The sequence below is a fragment of the Micromonospora sp. NPDC047620 genome (assembly GCF_043205005.1).
Taxonomy (GTDB): Bacteria; Actinomycetota; Actinomycetes; order Mycobacteriales; family Micromonosporaceae; genus Micromonospora.
The window spans coordinates 17,429-41,784 of record NZ_JBIDDG010000039.1 but is presented as its reverse complement, the minus strand read 5'-3'; the positions used below and the strand labels follow the sequence as shown (position 1 = coordinate 41,784).

At 69.4% G+C, this 24,356-nt stretch carries 26 protein-coding genes and 3 pseudogenes; 19 read left to right on the top strand and 10 right to left on the bottom strand.

Going from position 1 to position 24,356, the window contains the following annotated elements; translation table 11 throughout:
* Nucleotides 1–58 precede the first annotated feature (58 nt).
* The 3 genes from ACGF5C_RS30875 to ACGF5C_RS30865 are packed head-to-tail and all read right to left on the bottom strand — an operon-like array spanning nt 59 to nt 1,712.
* Complete coding sequence (locus ACGF5C_RS30875; RefSeq protein WP_393307319.1) at nt 59–1,303, bottom strand: M28 family metallopeptidase; 1,245 nt, start codon at nt 1,301–1,303, stop codon at nt 59–61.
* Entirely contained in the window at nt 1,300–1,548 is a 249-nt protein-coding gene (locus ACGF5C_RS30870; protein WP_393307317.1) for a hypothetical protein, read from the bottom strand. The genes ACGF5C_RS30875 and ACGF5C_RS30870 overlap by 4 nt, the downstream gene beginning before the upstream one ends.
* 14 nt (nt 1,549–1,562) lie before the next feature.
* The gene (locus ACGF5C_RS30865) at nt 1,563–1,712 is read right to left on the bottom strand and encodes a hypothetical protein (RefSeq protein WP_393307315.1); all 150 of its coding nucleotides are present in this window, start codon (nt 1,710–1,712) and stop codon (nt 1,563–1,565) included.
* A gap of 87 nt (nt 1,713–1,799) precedes the next feature.
* On the opposite strand from ACGF5C_RS30865, the gene ACGF5C_RS30860 reads away from it, so the two are divergent.
* Nucleotides 1,800–2,165 (top strand): ArsR/SmtB family transcription factor, encoded by a 366-nt coding sequence (locus ACGF5C_RS30860; RefSeq protein WP_393307313.1) that lies wholly within the window; start codon nt 1,800–1,802, stop codon nt 2,163–2,165.
* A 37-nt stretch (nt 2,166–2,202) separates the two neighbouring features.
* Here the strand turns inward: ACGF5C_RS30860 and ACGF5C_RS30855 are convergent, their stop codons facing one another.
* Nucleotides 2,203–3,324: a flavin-containing monooxygenase gene (locus ACGF5C_RS30855; RefSeq protein ID WP_393307311.1), complete on the bottom strand. Its 1,122-nt coding sequence runs from the start codon at nt 3,322–3,324 to the stop codon at nt 2,203–2,205.
* Between the two features lie 63 nt (nt 3,325–3,387).
* On the opposite strand from ACGF5C_RS30855, the gene ACGF5C_RS30850 reads away from it, so the two are divergent.
* From ACGF5C_RS30850 to ACGF5C_RS30835, 4 genes are all read left to right on the top strand, one after another.
* Entirely contained in the window at nt 3,388–3,723 is a 336-nt protein-coding gene (locus ACGF5C_RS30850) for an ArsR/SmtB family transcription factor (protein ID WP_393307309.1), read from the top strand.
* A 79-nt stretch (nt 3,724–3,802) separates the two neighbouring features.
* Nucleotides 3,803–4,489, top strand: a complete 687-nt coding sequence (locus tag ACGF5C_RS30845; RefSeq protein ID WP_393307307.1) for a helix-turn-helix domain-containing protein — start codon at nt 3,803–3,805, stop codon at nt 4,487–4,489.
* A gap of 166 nt (nt 4,490–4,655) precedes the next feature.
* A complete protein-coding gene (locus ACGF5C_RS30840) occupies nt 4,656–5,399 on the top strand; it encodes an MIP/aquaporin family protein (protein WP_393307305.1) in 744 nt (247 codons plus the stop codon).
* A gap of 135 nt (nt 5,400–5,534) precedes the next feature.
* Nucleotides 5,535–5,942 (top strand): arsenate reductase ArsC, encoded by a 408-nt coding sequence (locus ACGF5C_RS30835; RefSeq protein ID WP_393307303.1) that lies wholly within the window; start codon nt 5,535–5,537, stop codon nt 5,940–5,942.
* 409 nt (nt 5,943–6,351) lie between these two features.
* On the opposite strand, the gene ACGF5C_RS30830 is transcribed toward ACGF5C_RS30835, so the two are convergent.
* Together ACGF5C_RS30830 and ACGF5C_RS30825 are read right to left on the bottom strand one after the other, a co-directional pair.
* Nucleotides 6,352–7,413, bottom strand: coding sequence for a permease (locus tag ACGF5C_RS30830; protein ID WP_393307301.1), 1,062 nt, complete (start codon nt 7,411–7,413; stop codon nt 6,352–6,354).
* Nucleotides 7,414–7,643: 230 nt separating this feature from the next.
* The gene (locus ACGF5C_RS30825) at nt 7,644–8,699 is read right to left on the bottom strand and encodes an inorganic phosphate transporter (RefSeq protein WP_393307299.1); all 1,056 of its coding nucleotides are present in this window, start codon (nt 8,697–8,699) and stop codon (nt 7,644–7,646) included.
* A gap of 274 nt (nt 8,700–8,973) precedes the next feature.
* Here ACGF5C_RS30825 and ACGF5C_RS30820 point away from each other — a divergent pair, with 274 nt between their 5' ends.
* The 6 genes from ACGF5C_RS30820 (at nt 8,974) to ACGF5C_RS30795 (ending at nt 15,097) form a co-directional block, all read left to right on the top strand.
* Nucleotides 8,974–10,227, top strand: coding sequence for an RCCLKC-tail radical SAM protein (locus ACGF5C_RS30820; protein WP_393307297.1), 1,254 nt, complete (start codon nt 8,974–8,976; stop codon nt 10,225–10,227).
* A 43-nt stretch (nt 10,228–10,270) separates the two neighbouring features.
* Nucleotides 10,271–11,509, top strand: coding sequence for a GNAT family N-acetyltransferase (locus ACGF5C_RS30815; protein WP_393307295.1), 1,239 nt, complete (start codon nt 10,271–10,273; stop codon nt 11,507–11,509).
* A gap of 25 nt (nt 11,510–11,534) precedes the next feature.
* Entirely contained in the window at nt 11,535–12,302 is a 768-nt protein-coding gene (locus ACGF5C_RS30810) for a methyltransferase domain-containing protein (protein ID WP_393307293.1), read from the top strand.
* Nucleotides 12,303–12,385: 83 nt separating this feature from the next.
* Nucleotides 12,386–12,742, top strand: a complete 357-nt coding sequence (locus ACGF5C_RS30805) for an ArsR/SmtB family transcription factor (RefSeq protein ID WP_393307291.1) — start codon at nt 12,386–12,388, stop codon at nt 12,740–12,742.
* Nucleotides 12,743–12,885: 143 nt separating this feature from the next.
* Nucleotides 12,886–13,968, top strand: coding sequence for an ATP-grasp domain-containing protein (locus ACGF5C_RS30800; protein ID WP_393307290.1), 1,083 nt, complete (start codon nt 12,886–12,888; stop codon nt 13,966–13,968).
* A 1-nt stretch (nt 13,969) separates the two neighbouring features.
* Nucleotides 13,970–15,097 (top strand): GTP-binding protein, encoded by a 1,128-nt coding sequence (locus ACGF5C_RS30795; protein WP_393307288.1) that lies wholly within the window; start codon nt 13,970–13,972, stop codon nt 15,095–15,097.
* An 11-nt stretch (nt 15,098–15,108) separates the two neighbouring features.
* On the opposite strand, the gene ACGF5C_RS30790 is transcribed toward ACGF5C_RS30795, so the two are convergent.
* Nucleotides 15,109–15,468 (bottom strand): ArsR/SmtB family transcription factor, encoded by a 360-nt coding sequence (locus ACGF5C_RS30790; RefSeq protein WP_393307286.1) that lies wholly within the window; start codon nt 15,466–15,468, stop codon nt 15,109–15,111.
* 65 nt (nt 15,469–15,533) lie between these two features.
* Between ACGF5C_RS30790 and ACGF5C_RS30785 the strand changes: the two genes are divergently transcribed.
* Nucleotides 15,534–16,625 (top strand): cation diffusion facilitator family transporter, encoded by a 1,092-nt coding sequence (locus ACGF5C_RS30785; protein WP_393307284.1) that lies wholly within the window; start codon nt 15,534–15,536, stop codon nt 16,623–16,625.
* Between the two features lie 43 nt (nt 16,626–16,668).
* Here the strand turns inward: ACGF5C_RS30785 and ACGF5C_RS30780 are convergent, their stop codons facing one another.
* From ACGF5C_RS30780 to ACGF5C_RS30770, 3 genes are all read right to left on the bottom strand, one after another.
* Nucleotides 16,669–16,878 (bottom strand): hypothetical protein, encoded by a 210-nt coding sequence (locus ACGF5C_RS30780; RefSeq protein ID WP_393307282.1) that lies wholly within the window; start codon nt 16,876–16,878, stop codon nt 16,669–16,671.
* Nucleotides 16,879–17,113: 235 nt separating this feature from the next.
* On the bottom strand, nt 17,114–17,905 hold the full coding sequence (locus ACGF5C_RS30775; RefSeq protein ID WP_393307280.1) for a DivIVA domain-containing protein: 792 nt from the start codon (nt 17,903–17,905) through the stop codon (nt 17,114–17,116).
* 622 nt (nt 17,906–18,527) lie between these two features.
* Entirely contained in the window at nt 18,528–18,797 is a 270-nt protein-coding gene (locus tag ACGF5C_RS30770) for a metal-sensitive transcriptional regulator (RefSeq protein WP_393307278.1), read from the bottom strand.
* A gap of 151 nt (nt 18,798–18,948) precedes the next feature.
* Between ACGF5C_RS30770 and ACGF5C_RS30765 the strand changes: the two genes are divergently transcribed.
* The 7 genes and pseudogenes from ACGF5C_RS30765 (at nt 18,949) to ACGF5C_RS30735 (ending at nt 24,291) form a co-directional block, all read left to right on the top strand.
* The gene (locus tag ACGF5C_RS30765; protein ID WP_393307277.1) at nt 18,949–20,151 is read left to right on the top strand and encodes an FAD-dependent oxidoreductase; all 1,203 of its coding nucleotides are present in this window, start codon (nt 18,949–18,951) and stop codon (nt 20,149–20,151) included.
* A gap of 21 nt (nt 20,152–20,172) precedes the next feature.
* A pseudogene (locus ACGF5C_RS30760) lies at nt 20,173–20,394 on the top strand (DUF302 domain-containing protein); the annotation flags it as partial.
* A gap of 475 nt (nt 20,395–20,869) precedes the next feature.
* A pseudogene (locus tag ACGF5C_RS30755) lies at nt 20,870–20,956 on the top strand (rhodanese-like domain-containing protein); the annotation flags it as partial.
* A 491-nt stretch (nt 20,957–21,447) separates the two neighbouring features.
* Nucleotides 21,448–22,827, top strand: a complete 1,380-nt coding sequence (locus tag ACGF5C_RS30750) for a rhodanese-like domain-containing protein (protein WP_393307275.1) — start codon at nt 21,448–21,450, stop codon at nt 22,825–22,827.
* 78 nt (nt 22,828–22,905) lie between these two features.
* Nucleotides 22,906–23,205, top strand: coding sequence for a hypothetical protein (locus ACGF5C_RS30745; RefSeq protein ID WP_393307273.1), 300 nt, complete (start codon nt 22,906–22,908; stop codon nt 23,203–23,205).
* Nucleotides 23,184–23,501 (top strand): annotated as a pseudogene (locus tag ACGF5C_RS30740) (MFS transporter); the annotation flags it as partial. The gene ACGF5C_RS30745 and the pseudogene ACGF5C_RS30740, both read left to right, overlap by 22 nt.
* Nucleotides 23,502–23,550: 49 nt before the next feature.
* Nucleotides 23,551–24,291, top strand: a complete 741-nt coding sequence (locus ACGF5C_RS30735) for an MFS transporter (protein ID WP_393307271.1) — start codon at nt 23,551–23,553, stop codon at nt 24,289–24,291.
* Nucleotides 24,292–24,356 lie beyond the last annotated feature (65 nt).

Sequence of the window (24,356 nt, the reverse complement as noted above, 5' to 3'; positions counted from 1 at the left end):
CACGAGGCGTAGGTCTGTGCGGTCGCCCGGTCGAGCAGTTCGCCCACCACCACCCCTCCTAGCGTTTATCGCCGGCTGGCGATGAAGGCCTAACAGGAGCCGCCCCTGCCAGGTGGGCGGTGGTGACGACGAGGCGGGCGATCGCGGTCAAGGTGGCGGCGTCGACGCGGTCGGGGGTGTCGGCAGGGCTGTGGTAGCCGCCCATTCCTGCGCCGATGCCGACGGCGGCGAGGCCGGCTCCGCCGTAGCGGCGGTTGTCCGAAGCCATCGGTCCCGCAGCGAGCGGGACGCCGGTGTACCGGCCGGCCTGGTCGAGCAGAGCCAGGAGGCGGTGGGCGGGACCACCGGCCTCGACCGCCGCAGACCCATCCAAGCGGCCGGCTCCGTCGACGTTGACCACCAGGGGTGCGGCGCCCAGATCGCGCAGCTGCGCGGCGTGGTGGGCCGAGCCGAGCGCCCCGACCTCCTCGCCGTCGAGCAGGGCGACGCAGAGCCCGACGCCGTCGGGAAGTCCGCGGGCGAGGATGCGCGCAGCTTCGAGGACCACCGCGACGCCGCTGGCATTGTCCGAGGCTCCTGGGTGACGGAGCCCGGGGTGGTCGCCGACGCCGTCGTAGTGGGCGGTCAGGAGCAGCTCCGTCCCGCCGGGAACGGCCTGCCGGAGTTGGGCGTGGATGTTGGTGCCGGTGACGTCGTCGCGGCGAAGTGGCGTGGCGCCGGCGAACCAGCTGGGGCTGCCGGCTGCGGCGGCGAGGACGGTGCGGTGGGTGTCTGGGTCGAGGGTCAGAACGGGCAGCGGTCCCGGGTCCGGTCCGGCAAGGGTGGTGAACTGCCAGCCGTCGGCGTCGACAGCTCGACGGACGAGCAACCCGGCTGCGTCGCGGGTGTCCTGGTAGGCGTCGAACAGGCTCATCTCCGCCGGCACCACGAGCCACCGCCCGGCAGGGTCGTGGGTGCCGGCGACGCCGAGCCGGCTGCGGCGGGTCTCGGCGGCGTCGACGGAGGCGGGATGGATCGCGACCTGCCGACCGAAGACCAGCCGGGTGGAGCGGTTTGCGTCGCCCCAGGTTGCCGTCACCGCCTCATACACCTGTGGCACCGCCCGGACCTGGAAATTCTCAGTCCAGACCACGGCGCCGATAGCGTCGAGCTGCGTGATCAGCCACGCGCGGGCTGCCGCGCCGCCGGCTGATCCGACCCGCCGTCCTGCCATGCGGTCGGAGGCGAGGGTGGCGACGGTCGCGGCCATCCGGTCGGCACTGACTTCGCCGAGAAGGATCGCGAGGTCGTTTGGGAGGGTCATCCGCAGCACCCCTGTCCCGTGGCCACGGCGTCGGCCTTGGCCTGTGTGCCGCAGCACGAGCCGGCGGCTTGCGCGGCCACCTGCGTGCCGCAGCATGGGCCGGCGCTCGCGGCCTCGCCGGGTGGCGGCAGGATCGAGCCCACGGCCTGGGCGGGGCTGCCGCAGCAGGCTCCGGAGCCGGTGACCCACAGTGCGGCGGCCGGGTCGCCCGCGAAACCGCCGGTGGTCTGGGTGCTCTCGCTCATCACAGGTCCTCTCGTCAGCGAGGGCTGATCATCGTGTAGACGGCGGTGCGGGCGCGGTCGTAGCGGCGCTGCGCACGATCGGCGGTGGTGGACACCTGGGCGCAGGAGTCGCAGAACTGGATGCCGGCGAGAGGTGCTGGTGCACGGCGGTTAGAGCCGAGCATGGTGTTTCCCCTTCCTCCGGACGCCTGTCTTGACGTCCGTCTAAGCAGACGGTTGCATGTTGATTAGAGAAATGTCAACCTAGAGGCATGTCGAAGCAACAGGCGCGGCTCCTCCTCGACGCCGATGCGCCGTGCTGCCCCCCGCTGGCGCAGCGCCGGGTTCCGGCCGAGACGGCTGCCGTCCTCGCGCCCGCGTTCAAGGCCCTCGGCGACCCGGTGCGGCTACAACTGATGTCGATGATCGCTTCCGCTGAGGGCGGCGAGGCGTGCGTGTGCGATCTGACGCCGGCGTTCAACCTGACCGGGCCGACGATCTCGCACCACCTCAAGACACTGCGCGAGGCGGGCCTAGTGGACGCCGAGCGGCGGGGCACCTGGGTCTACTACCGGGCACGTCCGGGAATCCTGCGCCAGTTGGCGGCTCTACTCACCGTCGAACCAGCCGAGTCATAACGCCACCCGACGCCGCGCGTGACCCGCCGCTGGGCGGTCAGCGCAATCCGCCAGCCGTGCGAGCGGAGGCCGGGACACCTGCCAGGCGCGGCGGCCTGCGGCGCCCGGACAGGTGCGCAGCGAGGGCGCGCATCACGTGGGTGGCGTCGCGACTGACGCCGCGCAGCGTGTTCGAGGCGAAGGATCGCTGAAACTCCAGCCCCACGTAGGCCAGCCCTTGATGGCTGGTGGAGAGTCCGCCCACCTGCCGGGGCATACCGTGCGCGAGGGCGCCGAGGGGCTTCAGGTAGCCCAGGTCCGGGCGGTAGCCGGTGGCGAAGATGACCGCGTCGACGGGCTCGATGGTGCCGTCGCCCCAGACGACGCCGTCGGGGGTGAAGGCAGTGAACATGCCCCGGCGCGCGATCTGCCCGGAGGTGACGGCCCGGCGGTAGACACCGGTGTCGAGCACGGTGGCGCGCCGAATCAGGCGGGTGAGGATGCGCCGAGGGAGGCGGTCCGCGCCGCTAACGCGCAGCCAGTGGTGTAGGTCGCGCCCGCCGATGCGCTGCGGCAGGAACCGGACGGCTTCCCGGGTGGCGAGGGTGACGTGCGCGTGCGCCGCGAGCTCGTAGGCGACCTGCACAGCAGAGTTGCCCGCCCCGACGACGATGACCCGCTTGCCGGCGTAGGGGCCGGGCCGACGGTAGTCGGCGACATGCACCAGTTCGCCGGTGAAGTTGCCCCGCCCGGGCAGGTCGGGCAGGTTCGGGTTGCCGAAGGATCCGCTGGCGGCGACGACACCGGCTGCGGCGATCTGGTCACCGGCGTCGGTGCGGACGAGGTATCCGCCGCCGTCTCGCGGGTGGACCTCGGCGACGCGTACGTCGGTGCGGATCTCGGCGTCGAGAGTGCCGGCGTAACGGCGCAGGTAGGCGACGACCTCGTCACGGTGGGGGTAGTGGTCGGGGTCCACGTCGAAGGCCATCCCGGGCATGGCGCTGTAGCGGGCGGGCGAGAACAGGGTCAGGCTGTCGTAGTAGTCCGGCCAGGAACCAGCCGGGGACTCGCCAGCGTGCAGGACAACCGGACGCAGGTCGACGGCGAGGGCGGCGCGGGCAGCAGCGAGGCCGGACTGGCCGCCGCCGATGATGATCACGGGATCAGCTTGAGCGGTCACGCTGGCGATCATATCGAGATTTTGTTGAATGACAATATGAGAGCGAAGAGGAAAGGTGTAACCATGAGCCAGACCGCCGCCGACCAGTCGACCGGGCCGCAGAGCGCCGCCGCGCCGGGTCTTGCGCCGCAGACGCAGGACTTCCTCAAGGCCCTCGGCAGCCCCACCCGGCAGCGGATCATGCTGCTGTTCGCCCGCGGCGCCGAAATGTCCGTGGGCGAGGTGGCCGAGCGGATCGGCATCAGCCAGGCCACGGCGTCGCAGCAGTTGACGCTGCTGCGGCGCGGCGGGGCGGTCACCTCGCGCCGCGACGGAAAGACGGTGTTCTACCGGGCCGACCGCGACGGCGCCCGCGCCGCTCTGGCGGACCTGCACTCCTACCTGACGACCTGCTGCTGATCAGCCCGAACCCTCAGGTCGGACGCCCCTCCGCGGGATCAGCTTGACTCCGCAAGGTAGCTCAGCGATAATTGAGTCAATGAACGCTGAGTCTTCTTCCCTCGCGCGGCGCGCCCGGATCCACGCCGCGCTCGGCGACCCGGCCCGCCTGGCGATCGTGGACGCACTCGCCCTGGGCGACGCCTCCCCCGGCGAGATCGCCCACACCCTCGACATGCCGACGAACCTGGTCGCCCACCACGTCAAGGTCCTCACCGACTCCGGCCTGGTCGTCAAGGGCCGCTCCGAGGGCGACCGCCGCCGCACCTACCTGCGGCTACGACCCGAGGCGCTTGCCGTCCTCGCCACTCCACGCCTGACCGGCGTCGGCCGAGTGGTGTTCGTGTGCACCCACAACTCGGCGCGCTCCCAACTGGCCGCCGCCTTGTGGAAGCAGCGCGAAAACAGCGAGGTCGCCTCCGCCGGAACCAAGCCCGCCGCCCGGGTGCACCCTCGCGCTGTGGCGGTGGCCCACCGCCACCACCTCGACCTCGACCCGGCCGCCACCGCCCACGTCACCGACGTCGTCCGCCGAGGTGACCTGGTGGTCGCCGTGTGCGACAACGCCCACGAGGAACTGACCGGTCCGGTCTGGTCCGGCCTGCACTGGTCCGTTCCCGACCCGGTACGCGTAGACACCGACGAGGCCTTCGAAGCCGCCTATGCCGACCTCGCCGAACGGGTCGACCGGCTCGCCCCCGCCATCCTGCCCGAAGGTCGTCCATGACCAACGCGACGGCCGGCCGGTCGCGCTGTTCCCGTGCACGCACAACGCCGGTCGCTCCCAGATGGCGCTGGGCTACGCCGACTCGCCGACGAGCTGAACGTCACCAACCGCAAACTGTCATGCCCCGCCCACCGGCGCCCCTCGCATCATGAAAGAGAACACACTGATGACCATCGCACTCCGGCGGCGCCTTCTGGCCGAGTTCGTCGGCACCGCCTTGCTGGTCACCGCCGTGGTCGGCTCCGGCATCATGGCCACCGTCCTCTCCCCCGGCAACATCGGCCTCCAGCTGCTGGAGAACTCGATCGCCACCGCGTTCGCCCTCGGTGCGCTGATCCTGATGTTCGGCCCGGTCTCCGGGGCTCACTTCAACCCGGTCGTCTCGGCGGCCGACTGGCTCCTCGGCCGCCGAGCCGGCACCGGCCTCACCGCCCGCGACCTGAGCGGCTACGTCGCGGCTCAGGTCCTGGGCGCGATCGCCGGTGCGGTGCTGGCCAACCTCATGTTCGACCTCGCCGCCGTCGACTTCTCCGGCAAGGACCGCGCCGCCGCCAACCTGTGGCTCGGCGAGGTCGTCGCCACCACCGGCCTTATCCTGCTGATCTTCGCTCTTGCCCGCTCCGGCCGCGCCCCCGTCACACCCGCCGCCGTCGGCGCCTACATCGGCGCCGCCTACTGGTTCACCTCGTCCACCTCGTTCGCCAACCCGGCAGTCACCATCGGCCGCACCTTTACCGACACCTTCGCCGGCATCGCCCCCACCTCCCTGCCCGGCTTCGTCCTAGCCCAGCTCGTCGGCCTCGCCGTCGGTGTCGGCCTGCTCGCCGCCCTCTACCCTGACTCCGCCGAAGCCGCCGATCAGGTCGTCGTCCCCACTGACGAGGACCTTGCCCTCAGCCGCCGCTCGTGACACCCCCGGGCATGGTCGACCGCCGCAGCGATTCCGGCCGCTACCCGACGCACGACCGCAACAGCAAGCGGTTCCTCGACCCGGCGGCACGCCAGTTTCCCGGCCCTACAACTCGCACTGCGTGAAAGGCACCTCATGAGCGACAAGCCCAGCGTCCTGTTCGTCTGCGTCCACAACGCCGGCCGCTCCCAGATGGCCGCCGGCTGGCTGCGCCACCTCGCCGGCGACACCGTCGAGGTCCGCTCCGCCGGCAGCGCCCCCGCCGACCAGATCAACCCCGCCGCCGTCGAGGCCATGCGCGAAGTCGGCATCGACATCACCGATCAGACCCCCAGGCGCCTCGAATACGAGACGGCCGAGGCGTCTGACGTCATCGTCACCATGGGCTGCGGCGACGCCTGCCCCGTCTTCCCCGGAAAGCGCTACGAGGACTGGAAGCTCGAAGACCCTGCCGGCAAGGGCATCGACGCCGTACGCCCGATCCGCGACGAGATCCGCACCCGCGTCGAGAGGCTCCTCACCGAACTGCGTCCCACCGCTTGACCCGACCCGCCACTGCTGCCACGTCCGCCGTCACCCCTCCGGCCAGACATCGCTTCATCCGACCGCTGACACGGCCGGTGGCACTTGGGCAGCCCCAACCTCAAGCCGGTGACCTGCGGCGCCACCGCTACGAGGGCACCCAGGGCCCACGCGACCACCTGCCCGGCCCGGGAAGAATCCGGTCTCGGCATGGAACCTGACCTTCGCCTGCCGCTCAGCCTCGCTTGCTTCGTTGCGGTGCCTCCACGTCCCGGCACGGCAGGCCAAGGCGATCGTGCATGGCCCGTCCGGCGAATGCCGGGTGACGCAGGGGAAACCCGCCCGAACCGGGCCGGTCATTGCAGACCCGTGGTGAGTGCCCTGGTGCGGGATCAGCAAGGTGTCCGACGGCGGAGCGGGTGGGTGCCGGTCAGAGGAAGATCTCGGCAAGGAATCCGATCAGGATGCTGCCGATGACGCTGACGCCGAGGTACATGAGAAAGACACGGTTGGTGACGATGCTTCGGACCGCGGCCATCGCCGGGACGGTCGTCACCGCACCGCCGAGCAGGAACGTCACGACGGCTCCGGCGGACATGCCCTTGGCGAGGAGTCCATCAACGATGGGGATGGCACCGACGCCGTTCATGTAGAGCGGCACACCGATGAACGCGGCGAGTGGAATGGCGATAAAGGGGGACGCTCCGAAAAGCCCGCCGACCAGGTCTTCCGGAACGTACATGACGACCAGGGCCTCGATGAGGCATGCCAGGAGCAGCCACTTGCCGAGGTCGATGGTGTCCCGGCCCATGTTGCGGAAGGTGATGCGCCAGTTTCTCCCGCTGCGCAGGCTGGCCTTGGCCGTCGGCCACCAGGCAAGGTCGTCATCGTCATCGGGCTCCTGCGGCTGTCCGGCGCTGGTCGTTGGCGGCTGTGGAGCGGGTTGAGTCGATGCCGGTTGTCCGGTACCCGTCCCGACGAGCACCGGTTGGGTTTCCTCCTGTTGAGCGTCTTTGACCCGGGGCTCTGTCCGGTCGTCGAAGCGTGTGGTGCGCAGCACGTTTTTGAACATCCCGCGGCGTTCCATGAGCAGCACGGTGAACCCGGCGCCGAGACTGAGCAGCACCGCCCCGACCAGGCGTGCGGTTGCGAGCGGCATGCCGATTTGGGCTGCTGTCATGGCGAAGATCTCAGGGTCCATGGTGGGTGAGGCCACCCAGAACGCCATCACCGCCGATAGTGGTATACCGCTGGCAAGCAGTTTACGGATGAGCGGAATGACGATGAAGGAGCAGAAAGGGCTGAAGGCTCCGACGGCTGCTGCGGCGACAACGCCAACCCATCCTTTGCGTCGGCGCAGGCTACGGCGTGCCACGATGTCGAGGTAGAGCAGGTCCACCATGGCGCTGATGAAGATCGCTAGGACGAACCACATCGCCAGGTGGACCACGTAGTAAAGCGTGAGGCGCACGATCTCAACGACGTCGTTCACGGCTTCTCCTCGAAGGACGCACGTCGGCGGTGGATCGCCGCCACGCGCACTCTATCAATCACCAACGATGATTGATAGAGCGTCACCTGTCGTCGTTGCGTACCGGATGATGGCGCCGCCCTGGTGTCCGGCTGCGACGAGGCGGGAACCCTGCGGGCGCCCGGGCCGGCCGAAAACATCGCATGCGCCGCCAAGGCCCGGGCCGCTCCCGCCAGCCGGCGCGGCGCTTGTCAGCGGGCAACCGCGTAGGCCGCAGCCGCGACCAGAGCACCGAAGACCGGTGTGATGAGCCAGGCGATCGCGAAGTCCCGCAGGGTGCGCCCGGACAGGCGGCTGAGCTGGCCACCGGCCGAGCCGACGATCGCGCCCGTGGAAACCTGGGTGGTCGACATCGGCCACGCCAGCAGGGCACCGGCGCCGACGAGCCCGGCGGTGGTGAGGTTGGCGGTGAATCCTTCGGTGTGCGACATTTTCAGCACGTTGCTGCCCAGGCGGCGGGCGACCCGGACACCAGCCAGTGAGCCGACGGCCATCGCGGCGGCCACGATGACGCTGATCGCGGTTGCGGAGTAGCCGGCGGGCAGCAGAGCGAACCCGCCAATTGCCGCGATCTTCGGCGTGTCATTGAGGCCGCGAGCGCAGCTGGTGGCACCGCTGGACGCCCAGTGCAGCAGGGAGATGACGCGGTCCTGGGTTACTCGCCTTCGCGCCGGCGTGGCCACCGTCGGCTCGGCCTTCGATGCGGCGGAGGCGCCGCCGGATCCGACGGGCACCGGTTCGTGCACCCTGCTTTTGGGCCGCTGGTCATCGCGGCCGAGCATCCGCTTGGCAATGAGGCCCAGCACGACGGAAATGGTGTAGGCCACGACGATGCTCAGTAGCAACGGCAGCACTACCTTGCGCGCCACACCCTGCCACTGCACGGCGGACGGGGCGAGCACCAGAGCGGCGCCGACGAGCGAGCCGACGATGGCATGGGTGGTGGACACGGGCAGCCTCAACAGGCTGGCCAACCCGACCCACGATGTTGTGCCCAGCAGTACGGCGAGCGCGAAGGCGGCTGTCGGGGTCGCGTCAACAATCCCCTTGGAGAACAGAGATCCCATGTTGCGGCCGAGTTGGATGGACAGGAGCGCGCCTACCAACGTCGTGACCGTGCCCCAGACGATCGCCGTGCGATAGGCGACCACACCGGCGCCGGCGAGGGTTGCGACTCCCTTCGACACGTCGTTGGCGCCGTTGGCTGCGGCGAGACCGACGAGCATGATCATGATGGCGACGGTCATTACGAACTCCCCGCGTTCGGCTGATGACCGGACAGTGTTCACCGTCTATTCATTTCTGTCAATGTCTAGCTCGATCGCCCCACATGTATGCCAATTTGGCGCGGCAAATCAACAATCAGCGACCCTGGGCGCGACGTGACCATTTGCCGCAGATGAGGGCCACGTCGCCTCGGAGAGGTGGCGCTAGATCGGTCTATTGACATGGATTGGTGAAGAGTGTCATGGTGGCCGTGCGCGCTGGATCACTCGCTGTCGCCGACCCAAGGGACACGTCATGCCCAACCCCCGGATCATGGTGGTCTCTTCCTTTGAAGCCGAGATCCAGCCCCTGGCCTCGGCGTTCGCCGCGGCCGCGATGCGCGAGCACGGTGCCCACGTCATCGGGTGGGACGCCCACCAGTTTCCCGACCTGCGCCCGCGCGACGACGTCGACATGATTCTGCTGTCGGTGCAGCAGTTCGAGGGGCTGCATCGGGGCGTCGATCTGGCTCGCGCGCTGCGTGCCGAGCATCCCGGTGCGCCCATCGTGGCCTTCGGCCAGTACGCCCAGATGAACAGCTCGGCGTTTCTGGAGACCGTCAACGCGGTCGTCTTCGACGAGCCGGAGCGGATCGCCCCGCAGTTGTGCGCCGCCGCCGCCAAGGAGACTCCGCTGACGGAGGTGCCCGCCCTGCGTACCCGACACGCTATCGCGCCCCGGCCGCCCCGGCGACGCATCGGAACGACCGCCCCGGCCCGCGACCTGTTCCCGTCGGTGGTGCACTATCCGGCCCACCACACCCCGTACGGGCTGATGGGCAACATCGAGGTTTCCCGCGGATGCCACCACAAGTGCACCTACTGCTCGGTGTACGGCGCCTACGACGGCGGGGTGGCGGCCTACGAACTCGACACCGTCCTCGCCGACGCACGGCGGCTCGCCGAGGAGGGCATCCGGCACTTCCTGTTCATCGACGCGGAGTTCTTCAATTCCCGGACCCTGGGCATCGAGGCGATCCGGCGCATCGGCGCGGAGTTCCCCGGCTCGACGTTCGAGTTCACCACCCGCGTGGATCACATCCTGGACTACACCGAACTGCTCGAGGAACTCGTGTCGCTGGGACTGCGCCGGGTCACCTCGGCCCTGGAGTTTCCCTCCGACCGGATCCTGCGCATCTTCGACAAGGGCATCGACGTCGCGCACATGCGCGCCGCGATCGCCGAGGCTGCCCGCATCGGCTTCGAGCTCAACCCCACGTTCATCCCGTTCACTCCGTGGATCCGCTACGAGGAGCTGCTCACCTTCGAGGACTTCCTCGTCGAGACCGGCCTGGCGCGGGTGGTCGAACCCACCGCCCTGCAGACGCGACTGTTGCTGTTCAAGGGATCCCCGCTGCTGGCCTCCCCGTGGGTGCAGGATGTCCCCACTGTCGATCGCGGCTTTCATCTCGACTGGACCCACCCCGACCGGCGGGTGGAGGAGCTGTGGCGGCAACGTCGCAGCGAGGCTGAGGGCGTCGGTGCCGGGCGCTGCTGCGTCAAGTGCTGAGCGGGAAGGAAGGATCGCGATGAGCGGGTCCCATCGGCTCACGGTGACCACCGGACAGCCGCTGCCGCAGATGGGTTGGGCACAGGAGCTCGACGCACTTACCGACGCCTGGCCATACGTCAGCCCGCCGTTTCTGGCCGCCAATGAGCAGGCCATGCCGGAAGCCAAGCCGTGGCACACCATCGCCACGCGGGCCCGCGGCGAACTCGCGCTGCTTCCCGGGTATGTGTTGACCGCCGACCCGGCCGTCGACCACGACCCACGCACCTACCTGGGCTGGCAGCCTCCGACCGGAGACACCGTGTGCTGCGGCGTGGATGTCGCGGCTACCGTTACCGCTGAGATCGACGCGCTCGACCCCCAGGCGTTCTTCCCGGCCCTGCTACTGGGTTCCCCACTGGGCTACCGCACCGAGGTCGCCTACAACTTCTGGACCCCGACCCTCTTCGCCGCGATGGTCGACAAGCTCGTGCCCGCCGCCTTCGCTGCCGGCATCCGCAGCATCGTCGCACCCTGGATCTGCGCTCGGGCCGGCAACGACTCACTCGTGGCCGCCCTCGAGAGAACCGGCGGACACGCCACGTTCTGGGGTTTTGAGGACTACGTGCGGCTCGACGCCGGCTCCTGGGATGGCCACCTGACCAACCTGCCGGCGAAGAAGCGGCAACGCATCACCGGCGACGCGCGCCGCGCCGCAGCCACCGGGATACGAATTCAGCGCGTCGACGGCGAGGCGATCCGACCGTACGCCGCCCGCATCGCCGAGCTGACCTGCCTCAACCGCGAGAAGAACGGCGCCGGCGAGCGGCCCGAGCATATCGCCACCATGCTCACCGTCCTGCTCGACGCAGGTGTCGACCTGCGCGCCTACCTCGGCAGCCTCGACGGCGACGTTGTCGCCTCCTGCGTCGTGTTCCGCAAAGGCCACCACCTGTTGCCCAAGTGGGCCGGCTTTGACTACCAACGTCTGGGCGAGCGCAGTGGGATCTACTTCGCCCTGGTGCTCAACGCCCCGGTGCGCGACGCATATGCCGAAGGGTTGCGTACCGTGGAGTTCGGTGCCGGCGCGCATGAGGCCAAGACGCTACGCGGCTGCCAATCACGGGAGATCACGACGGTAATGGTGCTCGCCGACCAGGCGTTGCGCCCTCGCGTCGCCGAGTTGCTTGACGCATTCGGTGCCGCCCGCCGCGTCGCGTTCAACGCACCGGTTGCGCCCGTGGGCGGCCGGGCCCTGATCACCCTCCCGGCAGGCGGTAGCGCCTGCTGTTCCAACGGCTAACGAACGCAGAAGGGCAGCCCGAGCAATGAGCGATACCGCCGCACCCCCGCAGGAGGTGCAGGAGTACTACCGGGACAAGGCGGCCAGCGCCGCGGCCGGACAAGCCTGCTGCGCGCCGGATCTCGACGACACCTTCGGCGCGGCCAACTACACCGGCATCGGACCGGGTGAGGCGCCCGACGCCGCACTGCTGGCTAGCCTGGGCTGCGGCAACCCCACTGCGGTGGCCGAGCTCCGTGAGGGTGAGACCGTGCTGGACCTCGGCTCCGGCGCGGGCCTGGACCTCATCCTCAGCGCGCGTCGTGTCGGTCCCGATGGCCAGGTCTACGGGCTGGACTTCCTGGAGGAGATGCTGGCCGTCGCCCGTCGCAACATCACCGACGCCGAGATTGACAACATCGTCCTACTCAAAGGCGTCATCGAGGCTATTCCCCTGCCCGCTGACACCCTCGACGTGATCATCTCCAACTGTGTGATCAATCTGTCGGCCGACAAGCCGGCCGTGTTCCGGGAGATGTGCCGCACGCTGGTGCCCGGTGGACGCATCGGCGTCACGGACGTGGTTGCCGAAGACCGACTCACCAGCGCCGACCGGGCCGCCCGTGGCAGCCTCGCCGAATGCGTCGCCGGGGCGTTGTCCGTCACTGAATACCGGGAGCAGCTGACGGCCGCAGGCCTGCGGGACGTCGAGATCACCTTCATCCAGGAGGCAACCGACGGGCTGCACTCGGCCATCATCCGCGCCCGTAAGCCGGCACGACCTGCCACTGCCGATGACAGCCCCGTCGTCTAGTCGACATGATCCAGGTAGCGTTGGGCGAACCACCGCGACGCAGACCACGCCGTCCGGGGGGTTAGCCACGCGAGGGAGACACCGTGTCGAGCAGCCGTACCGACGTCCCGCTGGCGGTGGACCGGGAGACCGCCGAAACCTACGCCCGCTGGTTCCAGGCGCTGTCGGACCCGACCCGGATCATCATTCTGAGCTACCTCAGCCGTTGCACCAGCCCGGTCTCGGTCGGCACGATCGTCGAGGATCTGGACATGGGCCAGTCGACGGTCTCGCACCACCTGAAGACGCTGCTGGCCGTGGGGTTCGTGACCCGAGCCAGGGAGGGCACGGCCCGACTGTACGCAGTGAACCACAGCTGCATCACCATGTTCCCGACGGCGGCCGACGTGGTGATGGGCAGGTCGCCGATGCCGACACCGAAGCCGGTCGGGGTGAGCTGACGCCCCTGCTGGCGCTGGTCGGCAGCGGCGACCGCCGCTACCGTGAATATCTGGTCGCCGGGCTGCACCGCCGATACCGGTTGTGGCTGCTCGATTCGATCGCACCCACCTGGCAGAGTCCGTATCTGGTCGGCTCCACGCTCGTGGATACCCGAGACCCCGTCGCGCTGGCCGAAGCCGCCGCCGGGATCCCCGGACAGCACGGCCGGCTAGCCGGAATGCTGAGCTACGACGAATGGTCGGTCGAGGCGACCGCCCAGGCCGCCGAGCGCCTCAATCTGGTCACCAGCGCGCCGTCAGCGATCACCGCGTGTCGGGACAAGGCGACAACGCGGGCCGTCCTGCGGGCCGCTGGAGTGCCGCAGCCCGAGTCGGTACCGGTCAACACCGTCGACGACGCCCAAGCCGCGGCCGAGCGGCTCGGCTACCCGGTGGTGGTCAAGGCACGCAGGCTTGCCGGCAGTATCGGCGTCGTCCGCGTCGACGATTCCGAGGCGTTGCGGCAGGCCTACCACAACGCCGACGCCGTCCGGTTCCCCGGCGTCGTCCGTGACGGTAGCGACGTGCTGGTCGAGCAGTACCTCGACGGGCCCGAGGTGAGCGTCGACAGCGTTGTCGTCGACGGCGTTGTCAGCCCGCTCGTGCTGGCACGCAAAGAAATCGGCATGGATCCGTACTTCGAGGAGACCGGTCACGTCGTCGACGCCGCCGACCCACTCCTGAATGACGAGACGCTGCGCGACCATCTCGATCGGGTGCACGCCGGCCTCGGCATCACCCACGGCATGACCCACACCGAGTTCCGACTCACCCCCCAGGGCCCACGGTTGGTCGAGGTCAATGCTCGCCTCGGCGGCGACTTCATCCCGTACCTCGGTCAACTCGCCACCGGCATCGATCTCACGGCCGTCGCCGGCGCCGTCGCGACCGGTGCCGCACCGGACCTAACCCCCACCACACGACGTGTGGCTGCGATCCGCTTCCTCTACCCGCCGCACGACTGCCAGGTCCTCGACGTCACCGTGCACACCGCCCGAATGACCCCGTCGATGCACGCCGCCGTCGCCACCGCCACACCCGGGCAGGAGATGGCGCTGCCGCCACGCGGCTATCTGTCCCGCTACGGACACCTCATCGCCGTCGCCGACACCGTCGAGCAAGCCCGCGCCGTACTCGATCTCGCACCGCACGTCATCGAACTGCACCACAAGCGCTTGGGAGCATGACATGATCACGTTCATCGCGCTCAGCGGATTCCTCGGCGCCGGAAAGACCACCACCATGGTCGCCGCCGCCCATCTGTTGGAGCGGCAGGGTAAACGGGTCGCCGTCGTCACCAACGACCAGGGCACCGACCTGGTCGACACCAAGGTCGTACGCAGCAGTCTCGACGCGGTCGCCCAGGTGACCGGCGGCTGTTTCTGCTGCCGATTCGAAGACCTCGTGCACGTGGTCGAACAGCTCATCACCGACGGTGACGTGGACGTGGTCATCGCCGAGGCTGTCGGCAGTTGCACCGACCTGCAGGCGACCGTCGTCCGGCCGCTACGCAAGTTCTACGCCGATCAGTTCGTGGTCGCGCCACTGGCAACCGTCGTCGACCCGCTGCGGTGGCGGGCCTTCGCCCGGGCCGCCCAACGCGGCGAACCCGAATCTGACCTGTCCTACCTGTTCGGGCGGCAGCTACGCGAAGCCGACGTGCTGGCCATCAACAAGATCGACCTCGTCGGACCCGCCGAGACCGAGACCGTCGTCGCCTCACTGCGCGCCCAGAACCCAGACGCCGTTATCGTCCCCTACTCAGCCAAGAGCGGCACCGGACTGGCCGACCTCATCGAGGCGTGGAGCGGACAAGCCCGATGGAGCGATGACCTCGACGTCGACTACGACCGGTACGCCGCTGCCGAGGCGCAACTCGCCTGGCTCAACCAACAGGTCACCGTCGCTGCCACCAACGGCGGCTTCTCACCGTCCCGCTGGGCCACGGCGGTTCTGACCCATCTCGCCGCGACGGCGGCGGACGCCGACGTCGAGATCGGCCACGCCAAGTTGACCGTTGACAGCGGTGGCCGGTTGACCAAGATGAGCGTCACCGGAAACGGTACGACTCCCTCGGTCGATTTCGCCGTCGACGAGCCGACCACACAGGCGGTCGCGACCGTCAACGCCCGGGTGGCCTGCGAGCCGACCGTGCTCGACGAAGCGGTCCGGCAAGCTATCGCGCACGCCGACGCCCTCACCGGCGCGATCTCCCAGGCTGCGGACACCTATTCGTTCAAACCGGGATACCCCATGCCGATCCACCGAATCTCCGCCACCATGATGGAGGAAGGGGCCCAGCGGGTGGTGCCCTGATCCCCGGGCGGTCAGCCGTGCTCGGGAATGCCGACCACCCGGTGCGATGCCGCGTACATGACCTCGGCTACAAGCCGACGCACATGACCTCCCCGGGCGCTGTACAACGCGCGCCGACCGTCGCGCCGCACTGTGACCAGTCCTGCCAGCCGTAGCTTGCCCAAGTGCTGCGACACCGCCGGCCGCGCCACTCCCAGTGCCGCCACCAGCGCGGTCACGTCATGGTCCCCGTCGACAAGCAGCCACATCAACCGCAGCCGAGTGCCGTCCGCAAGCATCCGCAACATCTCCGTTGCTGCCTCGATGTGGCTGTCGGCAGGGAGGCGTTGTTGCAGGTCACTGGCACCTGCACCATTGTCGCGTGCGTACATGAGCACATATTATCGCCGCCGTCGGGGGTACCACCCCCTGCAGTGAAGGGACGTGGGGAGACGCGGTGAAGGACCACGATCATGAGCAGGGCCACGACCACCTGGCCGGGCACGAGCACGTTCACGACCCGCACGACCACGGCCATCACCACGGGGACCGGCTCGCCGCCTGGTGGCACCGGCTGACCCACGCGGTCGTCCCCCACTCGCACGACTCCCGCGCGAAGATCGACCCGGCGTTGGAGTCCTCCCGCGAGGGACTGCGCGCCCTGTGGATCTCGCTCGTCGGTCTCGGGATCACCGCCGTCGCCCAAGCCGTCATCGTCGTGCTGTCCGGCTCGGCCGCCCTACTCGGCGACACCCTGCACAACGTCGCCGACGCCCTCACCGCCGTGCCCCTCGCGATCGCCTTCCTACTCGGCCGGCGCGCTGCCACCCGCACCTACACCTACGGCTACGGCCGGGCCGAAGACATCGCCGGCATCATCATCGTCGCGGTCATCGCTGCCTCCGCCGTCGCCGCCGCCTGGACCGCCATCACCCGACTGCTGCACCCGGCCGAGGTGACCCACCTGCCCTGGGTGGCCGCCGCCGGCCTCGTCGGCTTCATCGGCAACGAGCTGGTCGCCCGCTACCGCATCCGCGTCGGCCGCCGTATCGGCTCCGCCGCCCTGGTCGCCGACGGCCTGCACGCCCGCACCGACGGATACACCTCCCTCGCCGTACTCCTCGCCGCCGGCGGCGCCGCCCTCGGCTGGCGCTGGGCCGACCCGGCCGTCGGCCTGGCCATCGCCGTCGCCATCACCTTCGTCCTCAAGGACGCCGCCCGCGAGGTCTACCGACGGCTCATGGACGCCGTCGACCCCACCATCGTCGACCAGGCCGAAACCACACTGCGCGCCGTCGACGGCGTCCGCGACGTCACCGCCGTCCGACTCCGCTGGATCGGCCACCGCCTCCACGCCGAAGCCGAACTCGTCGTGGACACCCACCTCAGCCTCGTCGCCGCCCACGAGATCGCCGCCGACGCCGAACACCAACTCACCCACGCCGTACCCCGGCTCACCAGCGCCACCGTCCACACCGATCCCGACTGCCACCCCGGCGCCCACCACCACACCGACCTGTCACACAAGCGCCGACAGATGATCCGCTGACAACCCGAGCGTGGTGACGGTGACCGTCATGCTTCAGTAGCACTCATTCGGTGACGACTCGACCGCCAGCCTTGGTGGTGACCACGATCCGCCATAGCTTCGCGCTGTGCAGCGCGACGAGGGTGAGTTCAGCCTTCAACGCGAGATCATCGGTAGCAGCCGATCGATCCGGGCCGCCGCCGACGACCGACAAGGTCGCCTGTCGCACAGTGAACGGCGCCCTCATGGGCTGCAGCCGCGCATCGGCCAGCAAGCGATGCACCTGCACCCCGGCGGAAGGCTTCTCCGCAGAGGGGTGAGCGACGGGTAGAAAGGCACCCGCTCGACGCCGATGCCGAGTCGGGCGCCGTGCGCACGGACGGCGGTGTTGTAGCCGCCGTCGACCCGCGCCTTGACCACGGTCGGATGGCGTGGTCAAGGGGACCAACCGCGTGATCAAGACCATCGCCCGCGACGCCTACGGCCTCCGCAACCCTGAAAACCAGCGCCTACGCACCCGCACTGCCGCCACCCGACGCCACCACGGGCAACTCAACCCCGCTCAGGTTCGACGAGCCACGATAGTGGCGAAGCCAGGCTTGGCCGTCGAACACGGGTACGGGCCCCATCCGCGCGATGTCGTTCATGTTCTGCATCCTGGTCGTCACCTCCGTTCGTAGGCGTTGCTGATAGTCACGCCCGAATCCAGAGAGTTCCTTGATCCGCTGCTGCAGAACGCTGCGCTCGTTCTCGAGATCGCGGATCGCGTCCTGATGGCGTTGGCGAGCCGCCTCGTCGGACTGCTGAGCGCTTGCCTGCGCCTGCTGCACCAGTGTCTGCGCCTGTTGTAGCGCCTGCCCGATCAACTTGTCTGCCTCACGGCGGGCATCATCGATGTGGCCGTCCGCCGTCTGCTGCGCCATCTCCAGCATTCTGGCAGTCTGGCCAACCTGCCCGTCACCCTCGTAAGACGGCCCGCCCTGCGCGAGAACCTGCTCCAGCTCGGCATGGAACAGGTCCCGGGCCCGTTCAGCGTCAGCCTTCTCAAGCATCATCTGCTGCAGTCGCGACCGCAGCTCCATCAGCTCAGCCAGATCAGCCGCGCCGGGCCTGTCTCCATCATGGATCGCCGAGCCTCGCGCGAGCCCTTGGCGCAGCGCCTCATTCTCCTCGATCAGTCGGATGATCTCCTGCTCGATCCGGTCGAGGAAGGCATCAACGTCCTCTTCGTCGTAACCCCTCTTGCCGATCGGCGGCTTCTTGAAGGCGACGTTGTGAATGTCGGCCGGAGTAAGTGGCATCTTAGCTCCCTAAAGTTCGCCCAGCGGTCCTGGCATCACGTCTGACAGCTATCCGAGCGGCGCGATCTGCGCCGCAGGCCATCAGTCGATCGAGGCCGGCTCTGGTCACGGACCCTACCTTCGAATCCTGATAAAGCCCGCAGTTGAGATAGTCGGTGGCAAGCCTCGCGGATCGTCACCAACATCCCTGCCATCGAGCATCGTCCGCCGCCAGCAAGGCCGCTTTTCCCATCGTGCTGCCGATCCCCAGTCCACCTGACACCCGTCCGGGCCACAAGCTCTCCCCGTCTGCCTGCGGATCCAGGTTGGGGAACTGGCGCTCCGAGGGGCGCGCGTCCGGTCGCCCCTCGGCACCCGGCAGCCCAGGCTAACCCAGGGGTCGCGTCGGCCCAGCGCACCCCGACGCGTAGCAGCCACTCGCGCGTCCGTCCGCGTCACGGCATGGCCCAACTTCTCAAATGATCCCCAACCACAATTGTCGAGTCAGTCGAAGCGTGCGCTGCGGCGGGAGGCGAGGGGCACCCGGACTTGCCGGGCGCCCCTCGTGGTCGCGGCGCTCAGTGGCGGGACGAGGATCTGACCGGCGCCAGGGCGGGAGGCCGTGGCGCGGGTGCCATTTGCGTCAGGCGAGAGCCAGGAAGAGCTTCTCCAGCTCCTCCTCGGTCATCTCCGGGGTCTCGCCGCGCTCGCGCGCGGCGTTGCAGTGCCGCATCCCGGACGCGATGATCTTGTAGCCCGCCCGGTCGATGGCCTTGGACACCGCGGCGAGCTGAGTCAGCGCTTCGCGGCAGTCCTGGCCGCTCTCCATCATCTCGATGACCGCGTTCAGTTGCCCCCGAGCCCGCTTCAGCCGAGTCAGGGCCTCGCCGGTCATGTCAGGTCGAAGTCTCATCACGCCACCTTTCCCGCCCCACCATACCCCCGGGGGTAAAGTCGCATCTGGGGATACCCCCACCGGTATGCTGAACCGTGAAAAGCCGCCGGTGCATTCCCCGCCGGCAGACTGACACTCGGCGCCCGCTCTTTCTTTTCTGGGAGGTTCCATGGTCGCGATCCGGCGTCATCAGGTGGTCATCGTCGGCGGCGGCACCGCTGGCATCAGCGTTGCGGCGCGGCTGCGGCGCAACGGCCTCACCGACATCGCCCTGATCGAGCCCTCGAAACACCACTACTACCAGCCACTCTGGACGGTTGTCGGGGCCGGACTGGCCAAGGCGAGCGAAACCGTTCGCCCCGAACAGAAGGTGATCCCGAAGGGTGTGAGATGGATCCGCGATCGGGCGACCGGCGTCGATCCGGACAACCGGAGCGTCACGCTCGCCGGCGGCGAGGCCATCGGCTACGAGCAGCTCGTCATGGCTCCCGGCCTCCAGCTCGACTTCAACGCGGTGCCCGGTCTTGCCGAATCCGTCGGCAGTAACGGGGTTTCCAGCAACTACCGGTACGACCTCGCCCCGCGTACCTGGGAGTTCATCCAGCGGGTTCGTGGCGGCACGGCCGTCTTCACGATGCCGGCGGGTCCCATCAAGTGCGGTGGAGCTCCGCAGAAGATCGCCTACCTCGCGGCCGACTGGTGGCGCCGGCAGGGGCTGCTGGATACGACGCGGATCATCCTGGTGCTGCCCACACCGACGATCTTCAGTCAGCCGGACTGGGCGAAGGCGCTCGACAAGATCGCCGCCGACTACGGCATCGAGGTCCGGTACGAGTCGCAACTGTGCGAGGTCGACGGGGACAACCGACGTGCCGTCATCCGCGACAACCGCTCGGGCACCGAGGAGACAATCACCTTCGACCTGTTGCACGCCGTGCCGCCGCAGAGCGCTCCGGACTGGCTGAAGAACAGCCCGCTGGCCGATCCCGCGAGTCCCTTCGGCTACCTGGAGGTCAACCAGTACACGCTCCAAAGCAAGCGCTGGCCGGACGTGTTCGCCCTCGGCGACGTGGCGAACCTGCCCACGTCGAAAACGGGTGCGGCCATCCGCAAGCAGGCGCCGGTGGTAGTGACCAACCTGCTCTCCGCCCGCCGGAACGCGCCCCTGACTGCCCGTTACGAGGGCTACACCTCCTGCCCGCTGGTCACCGCACACAACCGGATGCTGCTGGCCGAGTTCGACTACCAGCTCAAGCCGAAGCCGAGCTTCCCGTTCATTGACACGATGAGGCCGCGGTACGACATGTGGCTACTCAAGCGCTACGGGCTCCCGGCGATGTACTGGCACGGCATGCTGCGGGGCCTGGCCTGACCGCCCTGGCTTCTCGGCGCGTGCAACCCGCCTCTGGCGCACCGTGCACTGGAGGCGGACCGCGCCATCGGCCTGCTCCTGCCGTGCAACGTGGTGGTCCGCTCCGACGGGCCGGACGTCACCCTGGTTCAGGCGCTCGATCCGCAGGTGATGGTGCAGATGAGCGAGGCGCCTGAGCTGCGTGAGGTCGCCGACGAGGCGACCCGCCGGCGGCGGGCGGCGCTCGGCGCGCTCTCAGGCTGAGAGCCGACAGGGGTGCGGGCACCGCCCGCACCCCTGTCGCGTCGCTCTTCGTCTCAGTGGCTGGCCAGCCGCCCGGAGGTCTTCGCTCGCACCTCGTCCATGTCCAGGTAGCGCACCGCCTGGATCACCGTTCTCGCGCCGCAGACGGGACGCTGGGCTGCGAGAGGACCAGCACGTCACGAAACGCATCAGAGTCGAATCGAGGTTGTCCGGGCGGCGGAACGGCCTGCGGGCTCCGTCTTCGGTGTCGATCTTGCCGAACGCAGATCCCATCACTGACAACAGCCCCGAGGTTCACCGCGACAAAGCCGCGCTGGTCACAGAGATCCCTCTCGCGACGGTCGCGAACGACCGTGGACGCCACACCCCGGGGTGCTTCCCCTGACGGCGCCAGGCGAGCTGGCAGGGGCGCAGGCCGGCGCGCTATGGTCAAACTGGCATACCCCCGGGGGTATCCGGTCAAAGGAGTAGAGCTATGCGAGAGGTCGATATCAGGACCTTCGCCGCCGCCCACGCCGACGGGGCGACGGTGATCGACGTGCGGGAGCCCGTCGAGTACGTCGGGGGGCACGTCCCCGGCGCCCGGTGCATTCCGCTGGGCCACCTGCCCGCCAGCATCAGCGACCTCGTGGCGGCGCGGTTTTCGTCATCTGCGCCAGCGGCAACCGCAGCCAGGTGGGTGCCGAATTGCTCGAGCGCGCCGGCATCGCCGCCCGGTCGGTGGCCGGCGGCACGGCAGCGTGGGGCCGCGCCGGCCACCCGCTGACCGAGGGCAGCCGGGCCTGACCGCGTGCCGCTCAGGCGCGCGATCCCGCCGGGCGGCGGCACTGCTCGCCCGCGAGGGTCACCAGGCCCACAACGGCCGGTGGCATGCGGGCCTGGGTCGACGCAGGCATGGCCCCGCAGGCAAAGGGGGCCGGCCCGGCCGGCTGATCTGACCCGACATCTGGCCGAGGGCCCTAACCGTTCGGGACCTTCGGCCGGAATATACCCCCTGGGGTATGCGCTAATGTCATTGCATCGCTGGTCATCACTGCGAAGGAGTGCAGCACGATGTTGTTCACCCAGTACTACCTGGACTGCCTGTCCCAGGCGTCGTACCTGGTCGCCGACCAGGCCACCGGGCGGGCCGTGCTCGTCGACCCGCGCCGGGACATCGACGAATACCTGGCCGACGCGCGGAAGCACGGTCTGACCATCGAAGGGGTGATCAACACCCACTTCCACGCCGACTTCCTCGCCGGTCACCTCGAGGTGGCCGCCGCCACCGGCGCCTGGATCGGCTACGGGCGGCGGGCCGAGACCGAGTACCCGAGCCGCAAGCTCGCCGACGGGGAGCGGATCAGCCTCGGCGACGTGACCCTCGAGATCATGGAGACCCCGGGCCACACCCCGGAGTCGATCAGCATCCTGGTCCACGAGCACGCCACCGATCCGGTGCCGTACGGGGTGTTGACCGGCGACGCGCTGTTCATCGGCGACGTGGGCCGGCCCGACCTGCTCGCCTCGCTCGGCGTCACCGCCGACGAGCTGGGCCGGATGCTCTACGACAGCGTGCAACGCAAGCTGATGGGCCTGCCCGACGAGGTCCGCGTCTTCCCCGCGCACGGCGCCGGCTCCGCCTGCGGCAAGAACCTGTCCACCGAGCGGCAGTCCACCATCGGCGAACAGCGCCGCACCAACTACGCCTGCGCCCCGATGAGCGAGGAGCAGTTCCTCAACCTGGTCACCGGCGGCCAGCCGGCCGCGCCCGGCTACTTCGCCTTCGACGCGGTGCTCAACCGCAAGGCCCACGAACTGTTCGACCACACCCGTGCCCCCCGCCCGCTCGACGCCGCCGAGTTCGCCGAGGCCCGCGCCGAGGGTGCGCTGGTGGTGGACGCCCGCGACCCGCAGGAGTTCGCCGCCGGCCACCTCCGCGGCGCGCTCAACGTCCCTGCCGACGGCCGGTTCGCCGAGACCGCCGGCAGCGTGGTCGCACCGGACCGCCCGGTGCTCGTCGTCGCCCCACAGGACCGGGAGGAGGAGATCGTCGTACGCCTCGCCCGGATCGGCTTCGACCAGGTCGTCGGCTACCTGCGCGAGCCCGAAAGCGCGTTTTTGGAGATGGTCGCCGACCTGACCCGGGCCAGCCGGGTCACCGCGACCGAACTGCGCGAGGCGCTCGACCGCCCCGACGCGCCGGTGGTGCTGGACGTCCGCAACGCCGGTGAGCGGGAGCAGGGCGCCGTCGACGGATCGCGGCACATCCCGCTCGCCGAGCTGACCCGGCGCCTCGACGAGGTCCCGGCCGACCGGCCGGTCGTCGTGCACTGCGCCGGCGGGTACCGCTCCTCCGTCGCGGCCAGCCTGCTCCGCCACGCCGGCCGGGCCGACGTCTCCGACCTGCTCGGCGGGTACGGCGCCTGGCAGACCCTGCACGCGGCCGTCTGAGCACCACCACATCCCGAGCCGGGTGACCGAGGGAGGAGGCTCTCGGTCACCCGGCTTCGACCGGTCAGAGAGGCACCTATGACGAAGAACCCTGCGACGTCTGCCGCGCGCCTCGCCCCGCCGAGGCTGGGACTACGGGCAAACGCCGCGCAGTTCCTCCTCCTCGTCGCGGTCAACGCCCTCGTCGGCGGAGTGCTCGGCACCGAACGCACCGTCCTGCCGCTGCTCGGCGACCGCGAGTTTCACCTCGGCGCGTACACCGCCGCACTTACCTACATCCTCGCCTTCGGCGCCACCAAGGCGATCACCAACTTCCTCGCCGGCACGCTGTCCGACCGGTACGGCCGAAAACCGTCCTGCTCGCCGGCTGGCTGGTAGCCGTCCCCGTACCCCTGCTGATCATCTGGGCACCGAGCTGGGGCTGGGTGGTCGCGGCCAACGTGCTGCTCGGCGTCAGCCAGGGGCTGGCCTGGTCCACCACGGTCATCATGAAGATCGACCTCGCCGGTCCCGCGCGCCGCGGCCTCGCCATGGGACTCAACGAAGCCGCCGGCTACCTTGCCGTCGCCGCCACCGCCCTCGTCACCGGATGGCTCGCCGCCCGGTACGGCCTGCGCCCCGCCCCGTTCCTCCTCGCCCTCGCCTACGCCGCCCTCGGCCTCGGTCTGTCCACAGCCGTCGTCCGGGAAACCCACGGTCACGCCCGCCACGAAGCGACCACGCGTGGGGCAGCGCCCGACAGGCAAGTCGTCCACCGGCCGCGTCGCTGCGCTCACCTCCTGGCGCGAGCCCGCCCTCGCCTCCGCCAGCCACGCCGGCATGGTCAACAACCTCAACGACGGCCTCGCCTGGGGCCTCTTTCCCATCCTGTTCGCCACCGCCGGACTCTCGTTGACCCAGATCGGCGTGCTCGCCGACCTCTACCCCGCCGTCTGGGGACTCAGCCAGCTCGTCACCGGCCCGGCCTACGACCGCCACGGCCGCAAACCGTTCATCGTCGCTGGCATGCTCACCCAGGCCGCCGCCCTCGCTCTGATCGCGCTCGCCGACGGCATCACCGCATGGGCCACCGCGGCAGTGCTCCTCGGCGCCGGCACCGCCGCTGTCTATCCCACCCTCCTCGCCGCCATCGGCGACATCGCCCACCCCACCTGGCGCGCCCGCGCCGTCGGCGTCTACCGACTCTGGCGCGACGGCGGCTTCGTCGTCGGCGCCCTGCTCGCTGGCGCCGTCGCCGACCTCGCCGGCATCCGCGCCGCCATCTGGGTCGTCGCCGCCCTCACCGCAGCCGCGGGCATCCTCACCTGGGCAAGGATGTACGAAACCCACCCGCGGAGCAGGCACCACAACCTGTCGCCACGGCAGCCCCACACCGGCTCCGTCGTCGACCTGCTGACCCAACCACCCGGTGCTCGATCATCGCCTGTGCAGGAGTCCAGACACGGCCGCGCCAACCACTGGTAGACCGTCATCCATGGCCGAACCGCGGGCAGGTCCCGCCAGGTGACCCAGACAAGACAACGTGCCAC

Coding starts and splice junctions, on each gene's coding strand:
- ACGF5C_RS30835 (WP_393307303.1), top strand. CDS start 5,535: ATGAGCGACAAGCCCAGCGTCCTGTTCGTCTGCGTCCACAACGCCGGC.
- ACGF5C_RS30875 (WP_393307319.1), bottom strand. CDS start 1,303: ATGACCCTCCCAAACGACCTCGCGATCCTTCTCGGCGAAGTCAGTGCC.
- ACGF5C_RS30770 (WP_393307278.1), bottom strand. CDS start 18,797: ATGAGACTTCGACCTGACATGACCGGCGAGGCCCTGACTCGGCTGAAG.
- ACGF5C_RS30825 (WP_393307299.1), bottom strand. CDS start 8,699: ATGACCGTCGCCATCATGATCATGCTCGTCGGTCTCGCCGCAGCCAAC.
- ACGF5C_RS30745 (WP_393307273.1), top strand. CDS start 22,906: ATGACGAAGAACCCTGCGACGTCTGCCGCGCGCCTCGCCCCGCCGAGG.
- ACGF5C_RS30790 (WP_393307286.1), bottom strand. CDS start 15,468: ATGTACGCACGCGACAATGGTGCAGGTGCCAGTGACCTGCAACAACGC.
- ACGF5C_RS30845 (WP_393307307.1), top strand. CDS start 3,803: ATGAACGCTGAGTCTTCTTCCCTCGCGCGGCGCGCCCGGATCCACGCC.
- ACGF5C_RS30765 (WP_393307277.1), top strand. CDS start 18,949: ATGGTCGCGATCCGGCGTCATCAGGTGGTCATCGTCGGCGGCGGCACC.
- ACGF5C_RS30870 (WP_393307317.1), bottom strand. CDS start 1,548: ATGAGCGAGAGCACCCAGACCACCGGCGGTTTCGCGGGCGACCCGGCC.
- ACGF5C_RS30750 (WP_393307275.1), top strand. CDS start 21,448: ATGTTGTTCACCCAGTACTACCTGGACTGCCTGTCCCAGGCGTCGTAC.
- ACGF5C_RS30820 (WP_393307297.1), top strand. CDS start 8,974: ATGCCCAACCCCCGGATCATGGTGGTCTCTTCCTTTGAAGCCGAGATC.
- ACGF5C_RS30850 (WP_393307309.1), top strand. CDS start 3,388: ATGAGCCAGACCGCCGCCGACCAGTCGACCGGGCCGCAGAGCGCCGCC.
- ACGF5C_RS30775 (WP_393307280.1), bottom strand. CDS start 17,905: ATGCCACTTACTCCGGCCGACATTCACAACGTCGCCTTCAAGAAGCCG.
- ACGF5C_RS30840 (WP_393307305.1), top strand. CDS start 4,656: ATGACCATCGCACTCCGGCGGCGCCTTCTGGCCGAGTTCGTCGGCACC.
- ACGF5C_RS30860 (WP_393307313.1), top strand. CDS start 1,800: ATGTCGAAGCAACAGGCGCGGCTCCTCCTCGACGCCGATGCGCCGTGC.
- ACGF5C_RS30795 (WP_393307288.1), top strand. CDS start 13,970: ATGATCACGTTCATCGCGCTCAGCGGATTCCTCGGCGCCGGAAAGACC.
- ACGF5C_RS30810 (WP_393307293.1), top strand. CDS start 11,535: ATGAGCGATACCGCCGCACCCCCGCAGGAGGTGCAGGAGTACTACCGG.
- ACGF5C_RS30865 (WP_393307315.1), bottom strand. CDS start 1,712: ATGCTCGGCTCTAACCGCCGTGCACCAGCACCTCTCGCCGGCATCCAG.